General features: G+C 67.0%; 20 protein-coding genes. 15 read left to right on the top strand and 5 right to left on the bottom strand.

Features of this window, described 5'->3' with window-relative positions:
• The first annotated feature begins 11 nt into the window (after positions 1-11).
• A complete protein-coding gene (locus EX88_RS0110950) occupies positions 12-824 on the top strand; it encodes a hypothetical protein (RefSeq protein WP_031372032.1) in 813 nt (270 codons plus the stop codon).
• A 193-nt stretch (positions 825-1017) separates the two neighbouring features.
• Here the strand turns inward: EX88_RS0110950 and EX88_RS0110945 are convergent, their stop codons facing one another.
• Complete coding sequence (locus EX88_RS0110945; RefSeq protein WP_031372031.1) at positions 1018-1521, bottom strand: hypothetical protein; 504 nt, start codon at positions 1519-1521, stop codon at positions 1018-1020.
• Positions 1522-1869: 348 nt separating this feature from the next.
• On the opposite strand from EX88_RS0110945, the gene EX88_RS0110940 reads away from it, so the two are divergent.
• A complete protein-coding gene (locus EX88_RS0110940; protein WP_152566221.1) occupies positions 1870-2463 on the top strand; it encodes a hypothetical protein in 594 nt (197 codons plus the stop codon).
• Between the two features lie 163 nt (positions 2464-2626).
• Here the strand turns inward: EX88_RS0110940 and glsA are convergent, their stop codons facing one another.
• On the bottom strand, positions 2627-3682 hold the full coding sequence (glsA, locus tag EX88_RS0110935) for a glutaminase A (RefSeq protein ID WP_081930867.1): 1056 nt from the start codon (positions 3680-3682) through the stop codon (positions 2627-2629).
• A gap of 369 nt (positions 3683-4051) precedes the next feature.
• Positions 4052-6046 (bottom strand): sulfatase-like hydrolase/transferase, encoded by a 1995-nt coding sequence (locus EX88_RS0110930; protein ID WP_051884951.1) that lies wholly within the window; start codon positions 6044-6046, stop codon positions 4052-4054.
• A 388-nt stretch (positions 6047-6434) separates the two neighbouring features.
• On the opposite strand from EX88_RS0110930, the gene EX88_RS0110925 reads away from it, so the two are divergent.
• The 5 genes from EX88_RS0110925 (at position 6435) to EX88_RS0110905 (ending at position 11739) form a co-directional block, all read left to right on the top strand.
• Positions 6435-7598, top strand: coding sequence for a WD40/YVTN/BNR-like repeat-containing protein (locus EX88_RS0110925; protein WP_031372027.1), 1164 nt, complete (start codon positions 6435-6437; stop codon positions 7596-7598).
• A 929-nt stretch (positions 7599-8527) separates the two neighbouring features.
• Positions 8528-9670, top strand: coding sequence for a M23 family metallopeptidase (locus tag EX88_RS0110920; RefSeq protein WP_031372026.1), 1143 nt, complete (start codon positions 8528-8530; stop codon positions 9668-9670).
• Between the two features lie 105 nt (positions 9671-9775).
• Positions 9776-10606, top strand: a complete 831-nt coding sequence (locus tag EX88_RS0110915; protein WP_031372025.1) for a helix-turn-helix transcriptional regulator — start codon at positions 9776-9778, stop codon at positions 10604-10606.
• Positions 10607-10714: 108 nt separating this feature from the next.
• Positions 10715-10870 carry a hypothetical protein gene (locus EX88_RS26695; RefSeq protein ID WP_162835523.1) on the top strand — a complete coding sequence of 52 codons (156 nt, stop codon included), beginning with the start codon at positions 10715-10717 and terminating at the stop codon, positions 10868-10870.
• Between the two features lie 2 nt (positions 10871-10872).
• Positions 10873-11739, top strand: coding sequence for an alpha/beta fold hydrolase (locus EX88_RS0110905; RefSeq protein ID WP_031372024.1), 867 nt, complete (start codon positions 10873-10875; stop codon positions 11737-11739).
• 73 nt (positions 11740-11812) lie between these two features.
• Here the strand turns inward: EX88_RS0110905 and bla are convergent, their stop codons facing one another.
• Positions 11813-12709 carry a class A beta-lactamase gene (bla, locus tag EX88_RS0110900; RefSeq protein WP_036148590.1) on the bottom strand — a complete coding sequence of 299 codons (897 nt, stop codon included), beginning with the start codon at positions 12707-12709 and terminating at the stop codon, positions 11813-11815.
• A gap of 371 nt (positions 12710-13080) precedes the next feature.
• Between bla and EX88_RS0110895 the strand changes: the two genes are divergently transcribed.
• Positions 13081-13998, top strand: a complete 918-nt coding sequence (locus EX88_RS0110895; RefSeq protein ID WP_051884949.1) for a hypothetical protein — start codon at positions 13081-13083, stop codon at positions 13996-13998.
• A gap of 22 nt (positions 13999-14020) precedes the next feature.
• On the opposite strand, the gene EX88_RS0110890 is transcribed toward EX88_RS0110895, so the two are convergent.
• Complete coding sequence (locus EX88_RS0110890) at positions 14021-15580, bottom strand: MFS transporter (protein WP_031372021.1); 1560 nt, start codon at positions 15578-15580, stop codon at positions 14021-14023.
• A 334-nt stretch (positions 15581-15914) separates the two neighbouring features.
• On the opposite strand from EX88_RS0110890, the gene EX88_RS0110885 reads away from it, so the two are divergent.
• From EX88_RS0110885 to EX88_RS24505, 7 genes are all read left to right on the top strand, one after another.
• Positions 15915-16757, top strand: coding sequence for a LysR family transcriptional regulator (locus EX88_RS0110885; RefSeq protein ID WP_031372020.1), 843 nt, complete (start codon positions 15915-15917; stop codon positions 16755-16757).
• A 368-nt stretch (positions 16758-17125) separates the two neighbouring features.
• Positions 17126-18823: a M28 family metallopeptidase gene (locus EX88_RS0110880; protein WP_031372019.1), complete on the top strand. Its 1698-nt coding sequence runs from the start codon at positions 17126-17128 to the stop codon at positions 18821-18823.
• A gap of 54 nt (positions 18824-18877) precedes the next feature.
• A complete protein-coding gene (locus EX88_RS0110875) occupies positions 18878-19318 on the top strand; it encodes a hypothetical protein (RefSeq protein WP_152566220.1) in 441 nt (146 codons plus the stop codon).
• Between the two features lie 226 nt (positions 19319-19544).
• Entirely contained in the window at positions 19545-20165 is a 621-nt protein-coding gene (locus tag EX88_RS24510; protein WP_051884947.1) for a lysozyme inhibitor LprI family protein, read from the top strand.
• Positions 20155-21690 carry an XVIPCD domain-containing protein gene (locus tag EX88_RS0110865; RefSeq protein ID WP_152566219.1) on the top strand — a complete coding sequence of 512 codons (1536 nt, stop codon included), beginning with the start codon at positions 20155-20157 and terminating at the stop codon, positions 21688-21690. The genes EX88_RS24510 and EX88_RS0110865 overlap by 11 nt, the downstream gene beginning before the upstream one ends.
• Before the next feature lie 341 nt (positions 21691-22031).
• Positions 22032-23030 carry a hypothetical protein gene (locus EX88_RS0110860; protein WP_031372015.1) on the top strand — a complete coding sequence of 333 codons (999 nt, stop codon included), beginning with the start codon at positions 22032-22034 and terminating at the stop codon, positions 23028-23030.
• Positions 23031-23282: 252 nt separating this feature from the next.
• Positions 23283-23915, top strand: coding sequence for an energy transducer TonB (locus EX88_RS24505; RefSeq protein ID WP_161786112.1), 633 nt, complete (start codon positions 23283-23285; stop codon positions 23913-23915).
• Positions 23916-23943 lie beyond the last annotated feature (28 nt).

Here is a 23943-nt window from a genome sequence, read left to right as displayed (position 1 = left end):
AGGAAGCCCTCATGAGCAGGATCGTCTACACCGGTGCGCCCAACAACCCGCGTTGGAGCACCAACCAGCCCATCTTCGTCGCGACGCAATATCGGACCGGGCCGGTCGCGATCCGCCAAGCCGCGACTTTCGGCGCCACGTCGGCCACGGCCGTGCTCGGCCCCGATCTGATCATGCCCGGGCAGCAGGGCAACAACGTGCCGACCGCGGGCGGAGCGCCCTGGGACCAGTTGCTGGCCGGCGGGCCGCCGCTGACGTTTACCCAGGACAACCTCAACACCTGGATCCGCGCGCACATGCTCAACGGGCGCTGGGGCGGTGCCGGCAATAGTTGGCAGAACCTCGTGCCGCTGACTGCGCTGGCGCACTCGAATAAGGCGAGCGTCGAAGCCTATATGGACGCCTTTCTTGCCGCGAGTTATCACTACGAAATCGGCGGCCAGCGCGACGCCTGGTACTGCCTCTATTGCTGCGTGCAGAGCTCGGCGAATCCGTTCTCGGATGCGGCTACGACCAACACGCAGAACCTGTATTCCTACGCGCCCCAATTCATTCGCATCCTCTGGCGCGCGGTGAGAATTTTGAAACCGGTCAACGTATCGACCGCGACGGCCGCAGCGAATCTCGGTACTTACCTGATGAGCGCGGTCGCGGCCTTTCCGGCGGGTTTCGTGGTGCCGTCACTGCCGAGCGCGATGAACGGCAAGGCGGCGCTGCCGCCGGGCAAGGTCGCCGGTGGTGCCGTGCTCGGCGCGCTCCCGGGCAACGTCCCGCCCGCGCAAGCGAACGGCTTCGATGGCGAGATCGAGATCCACCAGGCCTGAGCGAGTACGGTCGTCCGCGTAGACAGCGCCGCTGCAGCCCCTGCGTGGCGGTAATGACTCGGGCGGTGCGTTGTGTTGCAAAGGCTCCGCAACAACGATAGCGGAAACAAGCCGCGCACCGCGCGGGGCATCAAGGCGCGACTGGAATGCCCGCCCCTGGGTCAGATCCGGCCGGGCTTGGCCCGCGCCCGTTTCACTTCTTCTTTTTCTTCTTCGCCTTCGCCTTGCCTTTAGCCTTGGCCTTCTTCTGCGCTGCCTGTTTGGCGCGCACGCTTTCGATCTCCGCCGGCAGCTCGCGCTGCAGCAGGGAGAGAAACTCCGTTACCGGCTTGCTGTCGATCGGCTTGCCGTCCAGCGTGGTCGCGGTGACCCGGGTGGTGGTGCGCTTGATCGTGTCCGACAACAGCACCGACTTGGTCAGCGCCATGAACGCGACCCCGCGATAACGCAGGCTGTAGAGATCCATGATCTGCGCCCGGCCTTCGTACTCGACGCCGTGCGTGCGTACCGCGATCTGGCCGAGCGCGTTCCAGGTGTCGAGCTTGTCGGCCTCGATCAGGAACTCGCCGGGCGTGACGCTCGGCGGCAGCGGCGCTTCGATCGGCAGGGTCTTCTCGGGTGTGCGTTCATTCGGACCGGTGCGGCATCCGCCGAGCAGCAGCGCGAGCAGGCACAGGCAGGCGAGTTTTCTGGTCACGGCGTGGCATCCATCGAAGCAGACATCTGGTTTGCGCCTCCGTCAGTGAACGCAGGCCGAAGGCGGGCGGCGGCGCCTCCGGCGGGAAGCGAGGCGGCGACGATGCGAGCCTAATCGATCGACGAGCGGCATGTTTATGGCATGCGTTCGCGAATCCGGGGCAGTCGTCCGAGAGCGGGTCCGGCATCTCCGCCGGGGCGGTCATCCGAGAGCGGGTTCGGCATCTCTGCCGGGGCAGTCATCCGAGAGCGGGTCCGGCATCTCTGCCGGCCTGGGAGCGGCTGCTATGATCCGCGCGGGGATGCGGGGGCATCGGACGCCGAATACAGGCGTAAGTCCGACCGCGACATGGCCGACCCCGGGCCGAATCTTCGAACGAGGGACTGTATGAGCAGGGACGTTCTGTTTTCCTTGATGTGGTTCGTTGCCGCGACGGCGTCGCCGTTTGCGATGGCGCAGCAGGGCGCCGAGACGGAGAGCCGATCGGCGGCTGTGGCCGCCGCCGAGGCAGCGGCCGAAGCCGCCGAAGCCGCGAGGGCCCACGCGACCGCGGCTGCCGACGCCAGCAACGTTTTGGCGTCGCGCCGCACTGTGCCGAAGTTGAACATTCGCTGGGACTGCGGCGAATGCGAGCACAACGACAAGGTGCCTCCGCTGATCGAGCAGGCCTACGTCGAACAAGCGAACGAGCGTTGGCTGAACGTATCGGAGACCGACGTGGCCGACGTCGCGATCATCGATATCCGCCAGCGCCCGCCCGGCGTGCGGGTGATGTTCGGGATCATGGCCGGCCGCGATCGGCTCGGCCTGCGCGTGCGCCATGCAGGCAAGGAGTTCGAAGTCTCCGACACCTCGTCCAACATCGTCATGGGCCTAAACCATCTGTCGGCCTCGGTCGGCAAGAGCGTGTTCGAGGAGCTGGCGGCGGCGAAGGAGAATTAATCCCGCCGCGACCCTTCCGATGATGAAGATCGGCTATCGATGAATCGAACGAACGAAGGGCTCCCGCGGGAGCCCTTCGTTTTGCCGAGGGGCCTGCGGCACCTTGCGCGTCGTCGACTAGTCGGCGCTCGGCGCGTCGGCCGAATGCTCGACGGCCGTCCGATCAATGCCCGGTTTCGAACACGCCAGCGCCGATCAGTTCGCGCACGATGGATTCGATCGCCTGTTGGCCTTTGACCGAGTTGCCGGCTTCGTCGAGCGGCGGGGCGAAGGTGGCGATGGCGAACTTGCCGGGCGCGACCGCGACGATGCCGCCGCCGACCCCGGACTTGGCCGGCAGGCCTACGTTCCAGGTCCAGGCGCCGGTGGTTTCGTACAGGCCGGTGGTGGACATCACCGCGAGCGTCCGCTCGGCGGTGTCGGAGCCGACGATGCGCTTGCCGGTGACCGGGTTGCTGCCGCCGTTGGCCAGGGTCGCGCCCATCACCGCCAGGTCCTTAGCGGTGACGTTGATCGAGCACTGGCGGGTGTAGAGGTCGAGCGCGACTTCCGGATCGCCGTCGAGCGTGCCGTAGCCTTTCAGCAGGCGCGCGATCGCGCGGTTGTGTTCGTTGTTGCCGGCTTCGGATTCATAGACCACTTGATTGAGGCTGAGCGTGCGGCCGGCGTAGTCGTTCATCAGCTGCGAGATCGTCGCCCAGCGCGGCGCCGGTTCGGCCGGTTCGATCCAACTGTCGATGGCGATCGCGCCGGCGTTGACCAAGGGGTTCATCGCCGGCTTGGTCTGGGCGTGCGCTTCCAGCGCCAGGATGGAGTTGAACGGCATGCCGGTCTGGTTGACGCCGATCTTGTCTTCGAGCCACTGCTCGCCTTTCTTCTCGATCACCCAGGAGGCAGCGAAGGGCTTGGACACCGATTCGATGGCGAATTCGACGCCGGCGTCGCCGATCGTGTAGACCTTGCCCTGCACCGTGACCACGGCGATGCCGAACAGGCCCGAGGGCACTTCGGCCAGGGCCGGGATGTAGTCGGCGTTCTTGCCCGCGGTGTTGTCCTTGGCCGCGGCATAGGCCTTATCGACCGCGGCCTTGATCCGCGCCTGCGACGGAATATCGGTCGCCGCCTGTGCCGACCACGGCCCGATCAGCAAGGCCAGCGCGCAGACCAGCGCGGTGCGGGTACGACGGGCGCGCGGTGCGGGGCGAACGTAAGCGGTCATGCGGCTTCCTTGGGCTGAGCGATCGGAACGCGGCGACGCGGAGCCGGCGGCTCGGTCGACGCGTAGGCAGTGCGGGAGGGCGCGCCTCGCGCTTGCGGGCACGAGCCGGGGCCGCGCGGGCTGGGCACAGGGTAGACGAACCGATGGGCCATCGTGCGCGCGGGCAGGCGGCCGCGGCTGACTTGTCGTGGCGCTGCTCCGGCCCGGGCCACCGCGGCGGAGTGATCAGGGCCGGCTACCGACCCGGTTCGCCCGGTTGGAGCGATCAGGGCAAGTTCCCGATCCGGTTCGCCGGATTGGAGTGATCGGGGTAAGTTCCCGACCCGGTTCGCCGGGTCGGGGCGATGACACCCACGCTGGGGCGCGCGCTCAGGCGACCGCTGCAGCCACGGTGTCCTGCTCGGGCGTGGACAGCATTTCCTTTTCGTAGCGTTGCATCAGCCGGTACAAGCGCTCGGCGGTGTCGACGATCTGCGCATCGGTGTACGGCGGCGGCAGCGCCGGGATCGGCGTCGGGAAGCGGGCATCGGTGACCAGCAGATTGGTCAGCTCGCAGCCGTCGTGTTCGAGATCGTAAAGCTCCCATTGATCGGCTTCGACACCGCTCGGGTCCCAATAGCGCGCCAGCTTCCACTCGCCCGAGCGCACGCAACGCACATGGTTGGGCTGGCGCACCGGCCCTGGGGCGAGCTGCGGCACCGGTCCGTTGTAGGGCAGCGGGCTGCTGCCGTCGCGTACCACCTCGACCATCTCGAGGAAGGTCTTGAACTCGCGGTCGGAATGCAGCTGATGCGGGTCGAGATGGCCGCGCAGGCGTTCGGTGATCTCGTCGTCGGTGGCGAACAGGATGCCTTCGCGCGGACGGCCGTCGGGCTCCTTCGGCACGGTTTCGCGGCCGTGGATCACCGCGCTCAGGTCGACCCCGGGGAACGGCGGCACCGGGCGCGTCTCGCGCAGGGTTTCGCGGATCTTCGCGACTTCTTCCTCGCCCACACCGGCCAGGCCGAGCAGGGTCGGCACGATGTCGACGTGGCTGGTCAGCACATCGATCTGGCGCATGTCGGCCTGCGCATTGACCCGCGGCGAGTGGATCACCACCGGCACGTGCAGGGCTTCCTGATAGGCCGTATGCCATTTCTCGATCATGTAGCCGTGCGCGGCGCCGTACTCGCCATGGTCGGCCAGGAACACGACGATGGGGTTCTCGCGCTGTCCGGATTCGTCGAGCGCATCCAGCACCCGCTTGATGTGTCCGTCGACCAGGTGTTGCAGCCAGGCGTAGTACTGGACGAAGCGCAACGCTGCCTGTTCGGGGGCGCGGGTGAGCTGGAACGGAATGCCCGCGGCGAGTGCGGCGTTGACCGCGTCGAGGCCGGCCTGGTCCTGCGCGGCGAGCCCGCTCTTGGCGGCGAGGGCCAGCCCCATCTTGTAGGCGTAGTCGAACTGGCAGCTCGGCTTGTTGAGCAGCGCCTCGTCCATGCTCGGCGGCACGTTGGCATTGTCCTGCGGAAAGCCCTGCGGGTTGAGCTCGAACTGCAGGCTGCCGGCGGTCGGCGGGTTGCTGCGCGTGCCTTGCGCCGGCACCGGCAGCGGGCCGAGCGGCGGCGCGTTCGGATCGAGCCCGCGCGGCAAACCCGGATAGGTGGCGATGTCGTGCGGATTGGCGAACGAAGCGACCGCGAGCCAGGGCTTCGGATCGGTGCTCGGATCGGGCGATAGCGGATGGCTTTGATCGTGTTGCGCGAGTCTGCGGTTGTACGGCAGACCCAGTCCCTGGCCGCGCAGGAAGCCGCAGACCAGGTCGCAGAAGCCGATGTCGCGGTAGGCGCCGAGGTTGTTGATGCTGGAACCGTGCGGCTCCGGCCAGGACAACTCCCAGTCGTCGAATCCGTACTCCTGCAGGCTGTGGCCGGGCGGATTGCTGACGTGCCACTTGCCGAAGTAATGGGTCTTGTAGCCGGCGCCGCGGAACCAGTGGCCGAGCGTCGGAATGCCGTCGGCGGCGAGCCAGGGAAACGCGGCGGCATCGCCGTTCTTGAACAAACCGTCGGTCTGGGTCACGCCGGTGCGCGCGCCGTATTGTCCGGTCATCAGCGCGGTGCGGCTGGGAATGCAGGCCGAGGACGCGATGGTGTGGCGGCGCAACACCACCGAGTGCTGGCGCAGCGACCACAGCCCGGGAAAGAATTCGCGATAGGCGTTGTCGGCTTCGGGTTCGCCCTGGAAGCCCACGATCTCCTTCAGGCCCGGCGCGAAGCCGCCATCGGGGCCATAAGCGAAGCGCGGGAAGCGCAACTGGTCGACCAGAATGACGAGCAGGTTCGGCGGGCCGGGCGGGGTAGGCGGGGTAGGCGACTGGGGCATGACGTCCTCGTGGCGCTTGCGGATGGCGGGAGGGACGCCCGGGTCGGGTCGATTCGAGCGGTCGCGCGCTGCGGCGGCGACATAAGCAACAGACGCGGCTCGCGGTCCACGGCGGCCATCGCGCGCTTTATCGCCGCGGAGAGTGTGGCGACGGTCACAACACTGCCGCCTTGGCCGGCAGGTTCCATGCCGAGATACGACACGGCCTGTGCTGGCCACCCGCACAGTTTCGCTACAGCTTCGGACGCGGCGGCGGACGATCATGCGCGGCTCTCGGCCGCATCGACACGGTCGTCGCCAGGCTCGACTCGCGCAGGACGATCGATAGACTTGGCGTCCGACGCCGCGCCGGGGGGGCTGCGTCCACTCAGCGAACAGGATCATTGCGATGTCCGGAATCGAAATCGCCCGCCTGCGTAAGGCGCTGGCGGCTGCGTTGTTATTGACCCTCTGCCAGAACACGGCTCAAGCCGACGTCACGCCGACGCCGGCGGCCACCGCAACGCAGCTCAAAGCAACTGCGCCGGACACTGCCCCGGTCTGGCGGCGTTTGAACACCGAAGCGTTCGCGCGCAAGCAGGACGACATTTATTTCGTCGATCGTTCGATCGGCTGGTACGGCAACGGTAAGGGCCTGGTTTACCGGACCCGCGATGGCGGCGAGACCTGGACCCAACAGTGGGAGCAGCCCGGCACCTTCGTGCGCGCGCTCGGTTTCGTCGACGCCGACGTCGGCATTCTCGGCAACATCGGTCCGGATTCGTTCCCGGGCGCGACCGATCCCTTGCCGCTGTACCGCACCACCGACGGCGGCGCGAGCTGGGCACCGGTCGAACGCATCGACGGCCCGGCGCCGGTCGGCATCTGCGCGATCGACGTCCTGCACAGCGAATACATCAACGCCGGCGTGCTCGACCGGCGCACGACCCTGCGCGCCGGCGGCCGTGTCGGCGGGCCGGCGTTCCTGGCGACCTCGCGCGATCTCGGGCGCACCTGGACCTCGGTGGACATGAGCGCGCACACGGCGATGATCCTCGACGTCAAGTTCGTCAACGAACAAGTCGGCTTCATCGCAGGCGCCAGCCATTCCGATGTCGCCCAGTCGCATGCGCGCATTCTCAAGACCCGCGATGGCGGACGCAGCTGGCACGCGGTGTACGAGAGCCGGCGCCCGTACGAAATCACCTGGAAGATGTCGTTCCCGTCGGAGCAGGTCGGTTACGTCACCGTGCAGAACTACGACCCCGACACCGCGGTCGTGCAACGCTACGTGGCCAAGACCGTCGACGGCGGCGAGACCTGGAGCGAGCTGCCGTTGGTCGCCGATCACAAGGTCCGGGAATTCGGTGTCGGCTTCGTCGACGAACTGCATGGCTGGGTCGGCGCCACGCCGAACGGCTTCGAGACCCGCGACGGCGGCAAGACCTGGTCGCCCGGCCGCTTCGGCGCCACCAGCAACAAGTTCCGCATCGTGCGCGACGCGAAGGGCACCAGCGTGTTTGCGATCGGGCCGGAGGTCTACAAGCTCGACCTGCCTGCGGCTGCTCGCTGAGCCAGGGCAGGAGCGGCGTCCTGCTGGATTTCCTAAGGTCACAAGCCGCGACCGCGCAGTTGCCGATTGTTGCGCCTCTGGCCGCAGATCGGTGAAGCAACATCAAAATCTAAAGCTTCCGTCCGCTAAAGCGGCCGGGTTACTTTCTTTTGCTAAGCCCAAAAGAAAGGTAACCAAAGAAAAGGGCTTTCCTTGACGAAGCTCCCATGCGAGTTCGATGCGTCCGCGGGGATTTTCCGATAAGACATCCTTGTCTTATCGGAAAACGGCGCACGTCCTGTGCGCCGCCCTCCGGGTCTCTAGGCGTTCTCGCGAGCTCGGCGCTACGCCAAGCTTTACGGCACGGCAACGGCAACGGCAACGACAAATGCTTTTAGGGTAGGAGCGGCGCAAGCCGCGACCGCGCGGTGTCACGCTGCGGCGTCGGTGGCTGTGACGAAGCTCCCCTGCGAGCCCGCAGCTCGTGCCGGTATTTTTCGATAGGACCTCCCTGTCTCATCGCTGCATTCCATTTCACAGCCGGGCGCACGTCCTGTGCGCCGCCCTCCGGGTCTACGGGCGTTCTCGCGAGCTCGGCGCGACGCCAAGCCGTTTGAAGCAACGGCAGCCGCGTACCGCTTTGGGGTAGGAGCGGCGCGAGCCGCGACCGCGAACCACGGCGTGCTGTGCAAGCGATGCCGGCGAGGCGAATGCGACCGATGACGAAGCGCGTTCTCTGGTAGGGCACGCCTCCTCGCGAACACAACGCGTACAAATCTAGGTCGAGAGTCATGCCCATGCCGGCCGATCCGGCATGGGATGATGCCGGTCGCGCGACACGACGGATGCGCAGCAGCCGTCTGCGTCGCGACTTCGATCATTGCGCTCGCGTCGACCGGCTACCGCCTGTGCGAGCGCTACCGCCCATGCTTTCGACAGGACTCCCTGCGATGTTGCGACCGCTCGCCCTTTGCCTTGCGCTGTCTTCCCTGCTGGCGCTGCCGGCAACCACGCGCGCCGCGAATGCGGCCCTGGTCGATTCCTTCGATCTGGCCGTTCCGCAGGCGCCGACACCGGTGACCCAGGAAGGGCGGCAACGGCTGTATTACGAACTGCACCTGACCAGCTTCAACGAAGCGGAACTGGCGGTGGACGAGCTGCGCGTGATCGACGATGCCAGCGGCGCGGTGATCCAGCGTTTCGCCGGCAAGGATCTCAGCGACCGTTCCCGCGTCATCGGTCGCCCCGGCGCCAGCCTGGCGGCCTTGCGGCCGGGCGAGCGCGGCGTGATCTATCTCGAACTCGACGTCGGCACGCGCGCGCCGCGCAAGCTGCGGCATGCGCTGGGCTTCCGCAGGCTCGCCGCGGCGACGGCGAACTCGGTCGAAGGCGCGCGTGTCGAGGTCGGCCAGCCTGCGCCGGTATTGCTCGGGCCGCCCCTGCGCGGCGGCCCCTGGGTCGCGATCCATTCGCCGGACTGGCCGCGCGGCCATCGGCGCGTGTTCTACACGATGGACGGGCGCGCGCGGCTGCCGGGCCGGCATGCGGTCGACTGGGTGAAGGTCGACCCATCCGGGAAGACCATCATCGGCGACCCCGATCTGGTGACGAGCAACCTGGGTTACGGCGCCGAGGTGCTCGCGGTGGCCGATGCGCGAGTCGCGGCGGTGCGCGACGACGCCGTCGAGGCCGCACGCGTCTCCGCCAACCCCAAACACGATTTCGACGAAGCGCCCGGCAACTACGTGGTGCTGGCGCTGGCCGACGGCCGCCACGTCGCTTACGAACACCTGAAGCCGGGCAGCCTCAAAGTGCGCGTGGGCGATAGCGTGCGCCGCGGCCAGACCATCGCCGCGCTCGGCTTCACCGGCGATGCGACCGGGCCGCATCTGCACTTCCACGTCGCCGACGGCATCACGCCCTTGTCGTCGGAAGGCCTACCCTACGGCCTGAGCGGCTTCCGCGTGCTCGGACGCTACGAGCGCCTCGACCGGCTCGGCAAGGAGCCCTGGCAACCGCTTGCCGAAGGTTTCGTCGCCGAGCGCAAGGGCGAGCAGCCGGGCTCGAACACGGTGATCGAATTCCCGCGCTGAAGCCTGTTCGCCCGCTGCGGGCGTTATCCTGACCGGCCTCGATCCACGCCACGAAGCCAAAAGTTGGGCGCGAGGATCGATTCCCGGCGGGATCACGACGCAGGCATGTCCGAATTCACCGTAGCGCCCTTGCTGAAGACGCCGACCGTCGCGGTCTGGGACTTGTGCTGCCCCGGCACCGGCGAGCATGCGCATGCCGAGGATTGCGTGGGCGCCACCCACCTGATGTTTCCCTACCGCGGCCTGTACGTGCGCCAGGTCGGCGAGGATGCGGCGGTGGCCGAGGCCGGGCAGGTCTTGTTCTTCAATGCCGGCGAGGACGGCCGCATCGTCCATCCGGTGCCCGGCGGCGACGCCAGCCTGGCGGTGCGGGTCGACGAGGCGATGCTGCGCGAGCTGGCGCCGCCGGCTTTGTTGCGCGCAGGCGCGGCGCTGGCGTTCCGGCAGCCGCGTTTGCGCATCGATCCGCGCGCGCAGGCGCTGGTCGCGCTGCTGCGCCACAGCCTGCGCGAGAGCATCGCCGAGTCGCTGGAGGCCGAAAGCCTGGCCCTGACCCTGGTCCAGCGCTCGCTCGGGCCGCGCACTTCGCACGCGGCCGGCGCCAGTCTCGGCCGGCAGCGCCTGGTCGATCGTACCAAGCTGGTCCTCGCCAGCGATCTGTCGCGGCGCTGGGCGTTGGATGAGATCGCCGCCGAGGTCGGGGTGTCGCCGGTGTACCTGACCCAGGTGTTCAAGCAGGTCGAAGGTTTGCCGCTGTATCGCTACCAACTGCGCCTGCGCCTGGCGCGCGCGCTGGACCTGCTGGCGCAATACGACGACTTGACCCAGCTGAGCCTGGAACTGGGTTTCTCCAGCCACAGCCATTTCAGCGCGGCGTTCCAGCAGGCCTACGGCCGCAGCCCGACCGAATTCCGCCAATCGGCCCTGCAGCGCTAAGGGCTCGGCAAGCGGGTGCGGCAAATCGCTAAAGATTCTGACAGCGGCCTTCCGGCCCCCGTGGCCTACTGAACCTGCCCGGCGTTCGGGCGATTCGGAGAAGCTGTCATGACGGAAAAAACCTGCGCGGCCTGCGATTGCCCGCTCGACGAGAATTCCTACCAGGTCAAGATCGGCGGCAAGGCGGTGGAAGTCTGCTGCGACGATTGCGCACGCAAGCTCAAAGAAGCCTACGGCTCCGCCGCAGCGCCGAATCAAGGTTGATCATGGACGGCAACGTTTCCTCCCCCACCCAGGCCAGCGTGCAGACCCCGTCGGGCCGCATCGCTTACCGCGAGCAAGGCGCCGGCCCGGTCGCGCTGTTCGTCCACGGTGTGTTGCTCAACGGCCATCTGTGGCGGCACCAGCTCGCGCATTTGTCCGACCGGCGACGCTGCATCGCCGTCGACTTGTTGGCGCACGGCGATACCGAGATCGCGCCCGGCCAGGACGTGTCGGTCACCGCCAATGCGCGGATGCTCGCCGAATTCCTCGACGCCCTGGGCATCGATCGGGTCGACCTGGTCGGCAACGACAGCGGCGGCGGTATTGCGCAGATCTTCGCCGCCCTGCATCCGCAGCGCGTGCGCAGCTTCGCCCTGACCAATTGCGATACCCACGACAACTGGCCGCCGGAAGCGTTCAAGCCGTTCCTGGCGATGGCGGCCGGCGGCGGGCTCGGCGATACGCTCAACGCCATGTTGGACGACAAGAGCGTGTACCGTTCGCCGCAGGCCCTGGGCCTGGCCTATGAGGACCCGCAGTCCTTGTCGGACGAGAGCATCGAAACCTATCTGCGGCCCCTGCTGCGCAGCGAACAGCGTACCCGCGATCTGCAGCGTTTCCTCGCCGCATTCGATAATGCGCACACCCTCGCGATCGAGAGCCAGCTCAAGCGTCTGCAGGCGCCGACCTTGATCGCCTGGGGCATCGACGACGTGTTCTTCCCGACGAAGTGGTCGCAGTGGTTGGCCGATGCGATTCCCGGAACCCGCAAGCGCGTGGAGTTCGAAGGCGCGCGGATCTTCTTCCCGGAAGAGCGTTGGGCGGAGTTCAATGAGGAACTGCGCTCGCATTGGCAGGCCAGCGCCTGATCGACTCTGCATTTGATCGCCCACCATCGCGCCGAACGGCGCGGCGGCGGGCGATCGGGTCGCGCCGACGGGTTTATCTCGGCTCGACCGGGCCGAATACCAGGCGAGCGACCGCGGCGTGGATCGCATCGCGTCCGGGGCCGTCGAGCGTGGAGCCGGTCAGATAACAGGTGAGCAGGATCGGCGCGCGTTCCGGCAGCCAAATGATCGCCAGATCGTTGCTGGTGGTGTCGGCGGTGCCGGTCTTGTCGCCGACGCGCGAACCCTTCGGCACCCCGGCGCGCAGGCGCTTGTCGCCGGTGCGGTTGGCGACCAGCCAGGAGGTGAGCTGTTGCCGCGAAGCTGGCTTCAACCCGTCCTGCAGCAACAGCTTGCGCATGGTCGCGACCATCGCCAGCGGCGAGGTGGTGTCGCGCGGGTCGCCCGGGATGGCGCTGTTGAGCTCCGGCTCCTTGCGGTCCAGGCGCGTGGTCGGGTCGCCGATGCCGCGCAGGAACGCGGTCAAGCCGGCGGGGCCGCCGACCAAGGGCAACAGCAGATTCGCTGCGGTGTTGTCGCTCAGCGTCATGGTCGCCTCGCACAGCTGGGCGACGCTGGCGCTGGAACCGGCCAGCGGCTCGGTCACCGGCGAGTAGGCGATCAGGTCGCTCTTGGCGATGGGTATTTTCTTTTCCAGATCGAACTTGCCGCGTTCGACCTCGCGCAGCACCGCCGCAGCCAGCAGGAACTTGAAGGTGCTGCACATCGGGAAGCGTTCGCGGCCGCGCCAATCGAAATGCTGGCCGCTGCCGGTGTCGAGCATGCCGACGCCGAGGCGCCCGCCGCTGTTCTTTTCCAGTACGCGCAACTGCGCGCTCCAATGGCTGGTCGGCGCCGTGACCGCAGTCTTGGCGAATGCGTTCAGATGGGGGCCGAGGCCGGCGGTCAGCAGCAGGCCGCTGGCGCACTGCAGGAAGTCGCGTCGATGCATAGGGGGTCTCCTGTGGGTCACCGATTATTGGAAGCCTGATCGGTGCCGACAAACGAAGTTTTCTAAGGGCTGGTACAAGATTTTCTTGCGGCGGCGGCAGGGAGCGAGGCGGCATCGAACGATTTCGCCGATGGCCTGTGACGGAATTGCGAATATTGCGCTGCGAGGTCGATGCATGGCGGTCGCGGCTCGTGCCGCTGCTACCCCGGCGATGTGCGGGGTGGGCAGGACGTCGCCCCAAGGGCTACAGAGCGCGCTTCAGCGAGTGATGCTTGGATCGCCAGGGCCCGCGTTCGATGCCTTAGGCCTGTTCATCTGCAACCGATCGCATATCCCGCGCATCTACAGCGACTGGTACCGGAGTCTGCCGCATGAATCCTTACGCCCAGCTGATCCTCATCGCCTCGCTGACCGTCATCGTCGCCGCTCCGATCCTGTTCGGGGCGATCGGTGTGTGGCGCAGCCGTTCGGTCGCGTCCGCAGCGGCAGCGAGCGGTCCATGGCGCTGGCAGCGCACGCTTCATTCCAGCCTGTTGTACGCGTTGAGTTTCAGTCTGATCTTCTTCATCCAGGAATTGTTCCTGGTCGTGCCCAAGGCCTTGACCCCGGGATTGCGGGCGACGCTGTACCACAACAATCACAACTGGACCGGCGACAACCCGCTCGCCCACCTGTTCCAGGGCACCGGTGCCTTGGCGATCTTGTTGACTGCATTGGGCTTCGTGGCCTGGCTCAAGCTGCGCCCTCCGCGCACCGAGACCGCGCGGCTGTTCGCGATCTGGATGGCCTTCCATGGGTTTTTCCAGTCCCTGCCGCAGGTGGTGGTCGGCGCGGTCCTGCCGCAGAACGACGTCGGCATGGCCTTCGGCTATCTGCAATGGGCCGATACCACCAAGCTGGTCGCCGGCCTGATCGCGCTGGTCGTCATCGCCGCCATCGCGATCCGCTTCGCCGCGCCTTTGCTGGCGCTGGCGCGCGATCCGGCCGAGGTCGCCACGCCGGGGCGGCGCAGCGGCTTCATGTTCCGCATGGCCACCTTGCCGGCGCTGCTTGCCTTGCCGCTGATCGTGGCGATGCGAGTGCCCGGCAGCCTCGACCAGGTCGCGATCGTGCCGGTCGCCGAGTTCGTGATCGGCGTGTTCTGGTTGCAGGCCTATGCCTGGTGCGCCCAGCCACGGCGCATAGGACAGGCCGAGCCCGCGTCCTCGATCGCGGGTGTGCTGTCGCTGGTGATCGCACAGTTGCTGATCTTCCAGTTCGCGCTGCGGCCTGGCATCGCGTTCTATTGATGCAGCGGCCGCGCTTCGCCGGCTAGCCGCCGCAGGCCGGGGCCTGCGCCGCTTGCGCGCCGGCCCTGCGCATGGGCGCGAAAATGATCAGGCTCAGTGCGGCGAGCACGCACACGCCGATGCCGCCATACCACAGCACCCAACCGAAGCCGTGAACCAGGGCCTCGCGCGCCACCGTCTGCGCATCGCCCGACAGTGCCAGACCGCCCAGCGCGCCGACATCGCCGGCCGCCACGCGTCCGGCCAGGGCCCGCAGCTGCGCGCCGTCGAGCGCCGCACCCAGCATCGGGCCGTATACCGAGCGCAGATGCGCGGCGATGCCGGCGACCAGGATCAAGCCCATCAGGGCGATGTTGATCGCCAGGGTGATCAGGCGCGCGCTCATGTCGATGCCCGAGGCCATGCCGGTGCGCGACGCCGGCACCGAGGCGGTGGTGGTGTTGCTGACCGGCGTATTGGTCAGGCCCAGGCCGCAGCCGGCCAACAGCGCGCCCGGCAGCATGGTCATCCAGCTCGCCCCGTCCACCGCGCTGCCGTAGCGCATCGCGATGAAGCCCAGGCCGATCGCCAACAGCCCCAGCGGAATGATCCAGGCCGGCCGATAACGCGCCGACCAGCGCTCGGCCAGCGGCGGCATCGCCAAGGTCGGCAGCGTGTACGCCAGCAAGGCCAGGCCGGCAGTCACCGTGTCGTAGCCCAGTGCGCTCTGGAAGTAGATCGGCAGATAAATCATGAACGGCCAGAAGCTGAAGTTCATGCCGATCGAGCCCATGATCGCCCCGGAAAACTCGCGGATGCGGAACACGCCGAAATCGAACATCGGGTGCGGATGGCGCTTTTCCACCCACGCGAACGCGATCAGGCTCGATGCGGCGAACGCGAGCACGCCCAACAGGATCGGATCGGCATAGCCCGACTCCGGCGCCTGGGTGATGTAGTAAGTCAGTCCCAACACGGCCAACGACAAGGTCGACAAGCCGCCGATGTCCAACCGGTGCGACTGCGCCTCGCGCGATTCCTCCGCGCCTGCTGCGATCATCGACCAGGTCAGCAGCGCCAGCGGCGCGTGCACCAGGAACACCCAGTGCCAGTTCGACAGCGCGACGATCGCGCCACCGATGATGGGGCCGAAACCCAGGCCGAACCCGAATACGATGCCGAACACCGCGAACGCGCGGCTGCGCTCGCGGCCGTCGCGGAACTGGTGCGAGAGGATCGCGAACTGGCTGGTCAGCATCGCGCCGCCGGCCAGGCCCTGCAGAAAGCGTCCGCCGATCAACACCGGCATGCTCTCGGCGAGGCCGCACAGCAGCGAGGTCAGGCCGAACGCGATCACGCTGATCACGAACACGCGCCGCCGCCCGTAGCGATCGGCCAAGGTGCCCGCCGCCATCAACACGGTGGTGCAGGCGAGGGTGTAGGCGTTCATCACCCACTGCATGTCGCGCAGATCGCCGTGCAGTTGGCGTTCCAACGTCGGCAGGATCACCGGCACGCTGGAGATTTCCAGGCCGAACATCAGTGCGGCCAGGCTGACCGCTGCGAGGGCGAGGCGGTTCTTGGCGGATCGGGACAGGCTCATGACGGCAGACTCATTGCGGCGCGCTCGAAGGTGGATGGGGATAGACCGATCGAAGGCGAAGCGCAGCGCCGAAACGTCGGCGCGAGCGGACGCGCCGCGATGCCGCGCGGCGTCGCGTGATGGGGGCGGTGGGGTGGAGCGGTGCGGCGAGCGACGGCTTCGCGGCGAGCCAACGCGTTCGCGGGAATCGAAAGCGTTACAGCGGGCCGGCCGCCGCGACCGCCTCGCCGGATGCGATGGCGCTCATTCTGGTCGAGCCGGACTCATGAGGGAAATGATTTAATTTTGTAGAATCAATTAAAGGCCGTCATGAATCGGCCGAGCCCTGGCGGCCATGGACTTCGATCCGACCTTGCTGCGCACCTTCATCGCGGTCAACGATGCCGGCGGTTTCACCCGCGCCGCCGAACGCCTGCATCTGACTCAATCCGCGGTCAGCCATCAGATCCGGCGCCTGGAGGAGCACGTCGGCCGTGCACTGCTCCATCGCACCACCCGTCGATTGACCCTGACCGAAGACGGCGAAGACTTCCTGCGTCACGCCGAACAGATTCTGCAATCGCTCGATGCCCTGTCGCGGCGCTTCCAGCCTTCGCCGATCACCGGTGCGGTGCGTTTCGGCGTGCCGGAAAACTTCATCGGCGACCGCCTGCCCAACCTGCTGTGCCAGTTCACCCGCGCGTTCCCGAACGTGCGCATGGACGTCAGCGTGAGCATGAGCATGGACCTGCGGCAGATGGTCGATGCCGACGAACTCGATCTCGCCGTGGTCATCGCCTTGCCCGGCGACGACGCCGACACGGTGCTGCGGCGCACGCGTTTCGTCTGGGTCGCATCCGACAGCTTCGACATCGCCGCCGGCCGCTCGCTGCCGTTTGCATTCTTTCCCTCGCCGTGCATCAATCGGCAGGTCGGCGTTTCCGCGCTCGACGGCACCGCGGTCGAGTGGCATGTCATGTTCACATCGCCGAGCCAGCAAGGCTTGAACGCCGCGATCTCGGCGGGCCTGGGGATCACCGTGATGGTGGAAGACGACGTCGTGCCCGGCATGCGCATCGTCGACGGCGAATACGGCCTGCCGCCGCTGCCGCCGGCCCAGTTCGTGCTGTTGCGCCGTCCGGGCGGCTGCACGCCGGCGGTGGCCGAGTTCGGGAAGTTGGTGTTGGCGCTGCCGTAGGCGAGGCTGCGATCGCGATCGCTCGAGGGCGGGGGCTGCATTGCGAGTATCGAGTGAATCCCGCCCTTCGTAGCGTCGTCACGCTGCGCGGTCGCGGCTTACGCCGTTCCTGCAAAATGCCGGTGCGGCCCCTGTAGGAGCGGCGTAAGCCGCGACCCACGCCAAGCCGATTCCCACGCCGATTCGAGCGCTGCCGGTGCGACGCGAATCATGGCCCGCGTCGCGCTTGGTCGCCCACGGTCGCGGCTCGCGCCGCTCCTACCCGTCGGACGGCGGCCTGTCCGATCCAGGCCGCAAGATGCCCAATGGCCGATGGACCCATCACGCCCTCCTGGCTAGTATCGGCCGGACCATCCGAGGGCCCCTCCATGAAGTTGCCAATCGCCACACCGCTGGCGGTGCTCTGCGCCGCCGTCCTTTCGCTGCCGGCCATCGCCGCCAAGCCCGCCAAAGCCCCCAAGCCGCCGAAAGCGCCGACCTTCGACGCCAAGCGCCTGTCGGAAGAGGTAAAGGTGCTGTCCTCCGACGAGTTCGAAGGCCGCGGCCCGGCCACCGCCGGCGAGACCAAGACCATCGACTACGTGGTCGCCCAGCTCAAGGCGGCCGGCGTGCAGCCCGGCGGCGACCCGCAGGGCAACAAGCGCTTGTGGACCCAGGCCGTGCCGCTGCTGCGCTCGGACATCGAGGGCACGCCGAAGCTGTCGGTCACGGTGAAGAAGAAGGCCCGCGCCCTGACCCAGGGCAACGAGATCGCCGTGCGCGCCGCGCTCGACGGCTCCAAGGCCGTGGCGATCAAGAACGCGCCGCTGGTGTTCGCCGGCTATGGCGTCACCGCGCCCGAGCGCAACTGGGACGATTTCAAGAACGTCGACCTCAAGGGCAAGATCGCGGTCGTGCTGATCAACGACCCGGACTTCGAGACCGGCGAAGGCGAGTTCGGCGGCAAGGCCATGACCTACTACGGTCGCTGGACCTATAAGTTCGAGGAAGCCGCGCGCCGCGGCGCCGTCGGCCTGCTGATCGTCCATGAGACCGCGCCGGCATCCTACGGCTGGGCCACGGTCAAGAACTCCAACACCAACACCATGTTCGATGTGGTCCGCGACGAGCCCGGCAGCGCTCACCCGACCATGGAAGGCTGGATCCAGCGCGACCTCGCCGTGAGCCTGTTCAAGAGCGCCGGCCTCGACTTCGACAAACTCAAGAAGCAGGCGCAGACGCGCGACTTCAAGCCGGTCGTGCTGAAGGGCGTGACCCTGTCGGCCAACTACGCGGTGAAGAGCGAAGTCATCACCTCGCAGAACATCGTCGGCCGCGTCGACGGCAGCAAGAAGTCCGACGAGACCGTCATCTACAGCGCGCACTGGGATCACCTCGGCGTCGGCGCGCCCGACGCCAAGGGCGACACGATCTACAACGGCGCCGTCGACAACGCCACCGGCATCGCCGCGCTGATCGAACTCGGCCGCGCCTTCGCCAAGGGCAAGCGCCCGCAACGTTCGGTGGTGTTCCTCGCCGTCACCGCCGAAGAGAAGGGCCTGCTCGGTTCGGAGTACTACTCCTCCAAGCCGCTGTATCCGCTGGCCAAGACCGTCGCCGTGATCAACATGGATGCCTTCGACCCGGGCGGCGTCGCGCGCGACTTCACCACCTCCGGCAGCGCCAAGCAGGAGCTGCTGGACGAGTTGATCGCCACCGGCCAGCGTTGGAACCTCAACTACGTCACCGACCCGAAGCCCGAGGCCGGCCACTTCTTCCGCTCCGATCACTTCCCCTTCGCCAAGCGCGGCGTCCCGGCGATTTCGTTCGGCTCGGGCGAAGACAAGGTCGAGGGCGGCACCGCCGCCGGTAAGGCGGCCGAAGAGGCCTACACCCGCGACCGCTATCACCAGCCGGCCGACGAGTGGGAGGCCAGTTGGACCTTCGGCGGCATCGCCCGCGACCTGCAGATCCTCTACACCCTCGGCAACGACCTCGCCAACTCCCGGCGCTGGCCGAACTGGAGCGAGGATTCCGAGTTCCGCGGTCAGCGCGACGAGACGGCGGATCAGCGTCCGGCGAAGTAATGCCCCGGCAATAGTCGGCACTGCTCACGCAGCGCCGACGACGAAACGGTCGCGGTGGAGCCGACGCTCCCCGCGGCCGTTTTTGTTTGCGAAGTCTCGCGCGACTCGTTCGCTCGTCAGGCTCGGTCGAGCTTCGCATCGCGAAACAAGCGCAACTTTCGTTTGCTCTTGTGCGGGCTGGGGTTTCGCGGGCTGGTGCTCGATGCCGCCGATCCGGACATCTACGGGGTCGAAGCCAGGATCGACCCGGCCGAGGCCAATGCACTGCTGGCGGGATTCACGGCCCTGTCCCTGCCGATGTTCCTTCCATCCGCCCGGTTCGGCCTCGATGGTGTTCGTTACGGCATTGCCTTCGGCGATGGTTGGTGCGGCACCGAGGTCGCATGGTGGTCCGAGCCCGACGAAGCCTGGCGCCCGTTGGTGGAGGCGTATGAGCGCACGATCGCCCGCCTGGAGGCCAGGCTGCCGGCCAGCACGTTGCGGGCCAAGGCCTGAGCGGTGAAGGCAGGAGCTGGTTGCTGGCAGGTGCCGAACTGAATCAATGCTCGATTAACGTGTCGTGCCGGGGTCAGATTTTTCTGATTGCCAAGCCTCGCCAGTCGCGATAAAGGTGTTTCTCGTTGCCAACCGATGTTTCACTGGCACAACCGGTCACGGGATCTGTACCAGTCGTCCCAGCGTGGTTCGCGTGAGGACGGCGGTGCCTAGCGAAAGGACACGTATGCCGATCCAATCTTTCGACAAGGGGCATCGGAATCGCCGGTGGCCGGCAAGCGCCGTCTCCGCAATCGCGGGCGCTGTGGCGTTCCTGCTGCTTGGTTGCGCCGCGGCGGCCCCACCCACGGTGACACAGCAGAGCGGGGCGCCGAACAGCCCAACTGCGCCGAAACCCCAGCGTTACCAGCCGGGCGACGACTGCCTGGCGATCGGTGACATAGACGCGCGCGAGGAATGTTTCGCTCTGTCGGAGGACTACCGGCAGTGCGCCACCGGCGACCTACGCTGCGCCCCCTACAAGGAGATGTATGCCCTGCGTGGGGAACTGGCCAAGCTGGAGGCCGACGCCTATGCACTGGCCGATAAGACCTATGGCGGTCTGAAGATGTGGGACCGGGCTTATCTGGCCGATATGAAGCAGAGCTTCGCCGAATCCAACACGGCGTGGCGCACGTATCGCGACAGCCATTGCACCGCCGAGCAGTTCTACGCCGGCACCGCACGCAAGGACATCGGCGATCTGGCCGAAGCCTGCAGAGCGCGTCTGACCCAGGCGCGGATCAAGGAAATGAACACGCTGATTCAAGGATTGAAGCCTCTGGAGGATGGAGACCATGAGCGATGAACCGAGCCGGTATGTCTATAACCCGTTGGATCGCACCACTTTTGAAGCCATCGCGTACAACGCCATAGGCCGCGGCAGCGAGGTCAATACGCTGCCGGCCTATCGTCTGAGCCATAGCAGCGCGGCTTCGGGTTGGTCTGTCGGTCTTATGCAGTGGGACTTCGGCCAACCCGGGCGACGGGAAAAGGTGCCGGAACTGCTGGCCGGCTATCAGCAATGGGCACGCGGCGACGATGCGTTCACACCGGCCGAAATCGCTTCGCTGAGCACACGCTTGCAAGTACCGGGGCAAACTGGAAACGCCCTGAGCCGCGACGAGCAAAGCCGGTTGAACGAATACCTGCGTTCCGACCCGGGACGTGAATTCGTCAACGGGTTGGACCGCGAGCAGATCGCGTACAAGTGGGAGAGCGTCGGGCAGCCTCTTTCGCAGATTTCGTGGCTTCAGCAGCTCAATCGGACCGATCCGGGTCAGGTGGCGGAAATCGTGACGATGGCTGCCAAGCGATTCAATCAGGGCGAAGTGCGGGGACGCGAGCTGATTTCGCACTTGCGGCAGAACGAAACGACTTCGCAGGGGCTGAGCGACTGGATCGCAGACCATAGCGCCCGGGCGCCGGCCAATCGCGAAAGTGTCGTGAGTGGGCGGGATGCGGCGCTGTCGGCGGTGCGCTTGATGAATTCGTTGGAGCTGGGCGACGGCCCCCTCAGTCGGGCTTGGCGCGAGCAAGTTCACAGCCAGGGCGACGTCGGCCTGACTCAGGACTTCAACTCCAGGACGGACTCGCAGTTGCTCGATGCGATGATGCGAGACCCTGCCAGCGGCGGTCGGATCTTCGCCCAGTTCGAGGAAGGGGCGCCGGCCACGGCGGTCGCGATCGCTGGCGCGAACGAGCAGGCGCGAATGGAAATGGCCAGCGTCCGGGTCGACCGCGACGGCGTCCTGACGATGAACACCACTCAAGGTGTGGACTATTCGCTGACGCAAGACGGTTGGCAGGTGACCCATCCCCAGCCGGAGCGGCGCGCGCCGGACAGCTTGGATCACATGGAACCTGGGATGTTGCTTTTCGGCCCCGCAGGACGCGGCGCTGGCGCGGATGCCGGCGGTGCCAGGCCGGATGCACTACCGCAGGCACCGGTCGACAGCCCCGTCATCCGATCCATTCGCGATCGTTTGCCGGATGCTTTCGCCCAGCACGGCCCGGTGCCGCCGGCCCAGGACCTCGACCGCATCGCCGCCTGCCTTGCGGTCGAGTGCCGGCAGGGCGGCATCGGCAAGCCGGATCACGTCGTGGTCGGGCATCCCGCGTCCGATGGCTCGGGCCGGCACGTGTTCGCGGTCGCTGGCGCGTTGAACGACCCGGCGCATCTGCGGGCGCAGGTAACCGGACAGCAGGCGGCAATGACGCCAGTGCAGGACTCGTTGTCGAAGCTCGAGGCCTTGCAGGTCCAGCGCGGTGAGGATCAAAGCTTGGCGCAGCAGCAAGCCGAATATCAGCGCCCGCCCGCGATGAAGGTGTAGCCGCTGCTTTCTGCCGTTTCGCATCGCAGCCGATGAACGAGCGCGACATCCATCGCGCTTCAGATTCGCCGTAGCGCACGTTGCATCGGAAGCGTTCCCGCCGGCGCCCGATTCGTTCCCACATTCTTCCTCGAAACCTCGTCGCCGACTGCCTAGCGTGGTCGGGCCGGCGCGGTTGCGCGCCGATTCGGTGGTCTCGGGTTCGAACGGCGTGCGTCGTGCGCCGCTGCCGGCGCAAGCCGACCGTCGGGCCGTCGACTCGGGCGTGTCGTCCCTTTGCGTTTCGATCGGGCGCCGTTGCCGGCTTTGCTCGCCATGCGCCATCAACTCAAAGGAATGTCATGAACAAGAAAGTGCTGGTCACTGCGCTGTGCGCCCTGGTCGTGGGCCTGCCGTTGTCGTCCTGGGCGGAAGAGTCCGAACAGGAAAGCCCCAAGGAAGAATGGGAGCTGGCTGCAGCCACCGATCCGACGCCGCCGCAGGTGAAGAAATTCGCTTCGATCCTCGAAGACCTGGATCGGCGCTATCCCGACAGCGGCCAGGTCGATGTCGAGAAATTCATGGAAGCCGAAGGCGAGGGCGTGGCGCTGAGCTATTGCGCGGTGCTCGGCTTCGACGGCGCCTGCGTGATCGAAGAGAAAGAGGGCGAAGAATTCTTCGTGCCTTACGCCTCGTCCAAGACCGCCGCCAAGGGCCTGCTGCGCTGGTGGAGCTGGCTGGAGCCGCGCTTGTTCAGCGTCGGCGTGATTCCGCAGAGCAACTACTGCCCGAGCGGCTATTCCTGGTCGCAGATCCACATGGACGACGAAGACCGCCGCAACGCCAATGGCCGCGGCGGCTGGATCGGCGCGACGTCTTCGGGCGGCAACACCACCTGGCGCTTCTGCAAGGTCGACACCGTGCGCGCGCTGTCGTTCCGGCCCTTGCCGAGTACCGGCAACCAGCACGATTACGCGGTGCTCAACATGGGCGTGTTCTGCCCCTCGGGTGCGCGCCGCTACACCCGCGTGCAGGAGAACGAGATCTGGCGCAACGCCAACAGCTCCTCGGGCGTGATCTTCCCGAACTTCCGCGTCTACAACACCTGGTTCACCAGCTACTGCCACTTCGACGGCGGCGCCTCGTCCTGGCTCGGCCACATGTCGAGCTTCCCGAAACTCGGCTTCGCCTATGGCGTGTTCGGCCCGCAGTCGATGCCGAGCAAGTACGCGCTGGCGCGCGGCTGGGTCCATCAGGACGACGAGGACATCCTCAACTGGAACGGCTGGTGGTTCGGCAGCGGCGACGACGTGATGCACGGCGGCCGCAACACTTGGCGCGGTCTGGTCAAGGTCGAGTGAGTTCGGGCCGCACCGCGGCCGTCGCTGGTCTCCCCTGTAGAGCGGCGGCGGTTGCGGCGCGGTTTTGGCCGGCGTCGCGACGGGGCAGGGATGTCCCGTCGCGATGCATAGATCGGCGAGACGAGGCGTCGCTCGGCCTATCCGGGGTGGTTGCAAGCGTGGCCGCAAGCGCGCATTTTGGCGGCGTGGAAGCGGCTTTGCGCTTCCCGGCCAAGGCAGTCGAGGGGGCGGCTTATGGAAGGTGCTGGGGTCTTGCGTTGCGGTTCCGGGCTCAGCCTGTCGCGGGCCGTGGTCATCGCCGGTGTCGTCGCCGTGCATGCGGCTTTGTTGGTGTTGCTGTCCTTGCCGGTCACCGATCCCCTGCGTTCCGCAATAGGCCCCGGCGACGATGAAATCGTCACCGTTGCGATGCCGCGTATCGACCCGCCCATCATCGGCTGCGGTTTCGGCTGGCAGCGCGGGCAGGCGCGCGAGCGCGAACGCAGACTGATGACGACCCAGGGCGCGATCCGTTCGTCGGTCAGCCCCGTCCCGGCATCCGATCCGATCGTGCCGGATGTGTTCGGTCGGGTCATGACGCCCGAGACAGCCGGCATGCCCGAGTTCGCCGACACGGTGTTGCGGATATTGGCCGCGCCCGCTCCGGCCTATCCGCTGCAGGCACGACGCAACCGCCTCAGCGGCGTGGTCGAGGTCGAAGTCTTGGTCGGGGTCGACGGCAAGGCGCTGTCGGTGTCGATCGTGCACAGCAGCGGCCATCGGGTGCTCGACCTGGCCGCACGCGAGGTCGTCATGAAGCGTTGGCTGTTCGAGCCGGCGACGCGTGGCGGCGTGCCTGCGCAGGCCTTGACCCGGGTGCCGATCGAGTTCGTGCTCGAAGGTTAGCTGCCGACCATGCCGGTGCGGGTCGACT

The organism is Lysobacter antibioticus, assembly GCF_000731095.1.
GTDB lineage: Bacteria > Pseudomonadota > Gammaproteobacteria > Xanthomonadales > Xanthomonadaceae > Lysobacter > Lysobacter antibioticus_B.
Note: the sequence above shows the minus strand (reverse complement) of the source record. Positions and strands in the feature narration are given on the sequence as shown.

Excerpts from the sequence above, each read along its gene's own strand:
- EX88_RS0110950 (WP_031372032.1), top strand. The coding sequence starts at position 12 with ATGAGCAGGATCGTCTACACCGGTGCGCCCAACAACCCGCGTTGGAGC.
- EX88_RS0110940 (WP_152566221.1), top strand. The coding sequence starts at position 1,870 with ATGGCCGACCCCGGGCCGAATCTTCGAACGAGGGACTGTATGAGCAGG.
- glsA (WP_081930867.1), bottom strand. The coding sequence starts at position 3,682 with ATGACCGCTTACGTTCGCCCCGCACCGCGCGCCCGTCGTACCCGCACC.
- EX88_RS0110930 (WP_051884951.1), bottom strand. The coding sequence starts at position 6,046 with ATGCCCCAGTCGCCTACCCCGCCTACCCCGCCCGGCCCGCCGAACCTG.
- EX88_RS0110925 (WP_031372027.1), top strand. The coding sequence starts at position 6,435 with ATGTCCGGAATCGAAATCGCCCGCCTGCGTAAGGCGCTGGCGGCTGCG.
- EX88_RS0110920 (WP_031372026.1), top strand. The coding sequence starts at position 8,528 with ATGTTGCGACCGCTCGCCCTTTGCCTTGCGCTGTCTTCCCTGCTGGCG.
- EX88_RS0110915 (WP_031372025.1), top strand. The coding sequence starts at position 9,776 with ATGTCCGAATTCACCGTAGCGCCCTTGCTGAAGACGCCGACCGTCGCG.
- EX88_RS26695 (WP_162835523.1), top strand. The coding sequence starts at position 10,715 with ATGACGGAAAAAACCTGCGCGGCCTGCGATTGCCCGCTCGACGAGAAT.
- EX88_RS0110905 (WP_031372024.1), top strand. The coding sequence starts at position 10,873 with ATGGACGGCAACGTTTCCTCCCCCACCCAGGCCAGCGTGCAGACCCCG.
- bla (WP_036148590.1), bottom strand. The coding sequence starts at position 12,709 with ATGCATCGACGCGACTTCCTGCAGTGCGCCAGCGGCCTGCTGCTGACC.
- EX88_RS0110895 (WP_051884949.1), top strand. The coding sequence starts at position 13,081 with ATGAATCCTTACGCCCAGCTGATCCTCATCGCCTCGCTGACCGTCATC.
- EX88_RS0110890 (WP_031372021.1), bottom strand. The coding sequence starts at position 15,580 with ATGAGCCTGTCCCGATCCGCCAAGAACCGCCTCGCCCTCGCAGCGGTC.
- EX88_RS0110885 (WP_031372020.1), top strand. The coding sequence starts at position 15,915 with ATGGACTTCGATCCGACCTTGCTGCGCACCTTCATCGCGGTCAACGAT.
- EX88_RS0110880 (WP_031372019.1), top strand. The coding sequence starts at position 17,126 with ATGAAGTTGCCAATCGCCACACCGCTGGCGGTGCTCTGCGCCGCCGTC.
- EX88_RS24510 (WP_051884947.1), top strand. The coding sequence starts at position 19,545 with ATGCCGATCCAATCTTTCGACAAGGGGCATCGGAATCGCCGGTGGCCG.
- EX88_RS0110865 (WP_152566219.1), top strand. The coding sequence starts at position 20,155 with ATGAGCGATGAACCGAGCCGGTATGTCTATAACCCGTTGGATCGCACC.
- EX88_RS0110860 (WP_031372015.1), top strand. The coding sequence starts at position 22,032 with ATGAACAAGAAAGTGCTGGTCACTGCGCTGTGCGCCCTGGTCGTGGGC.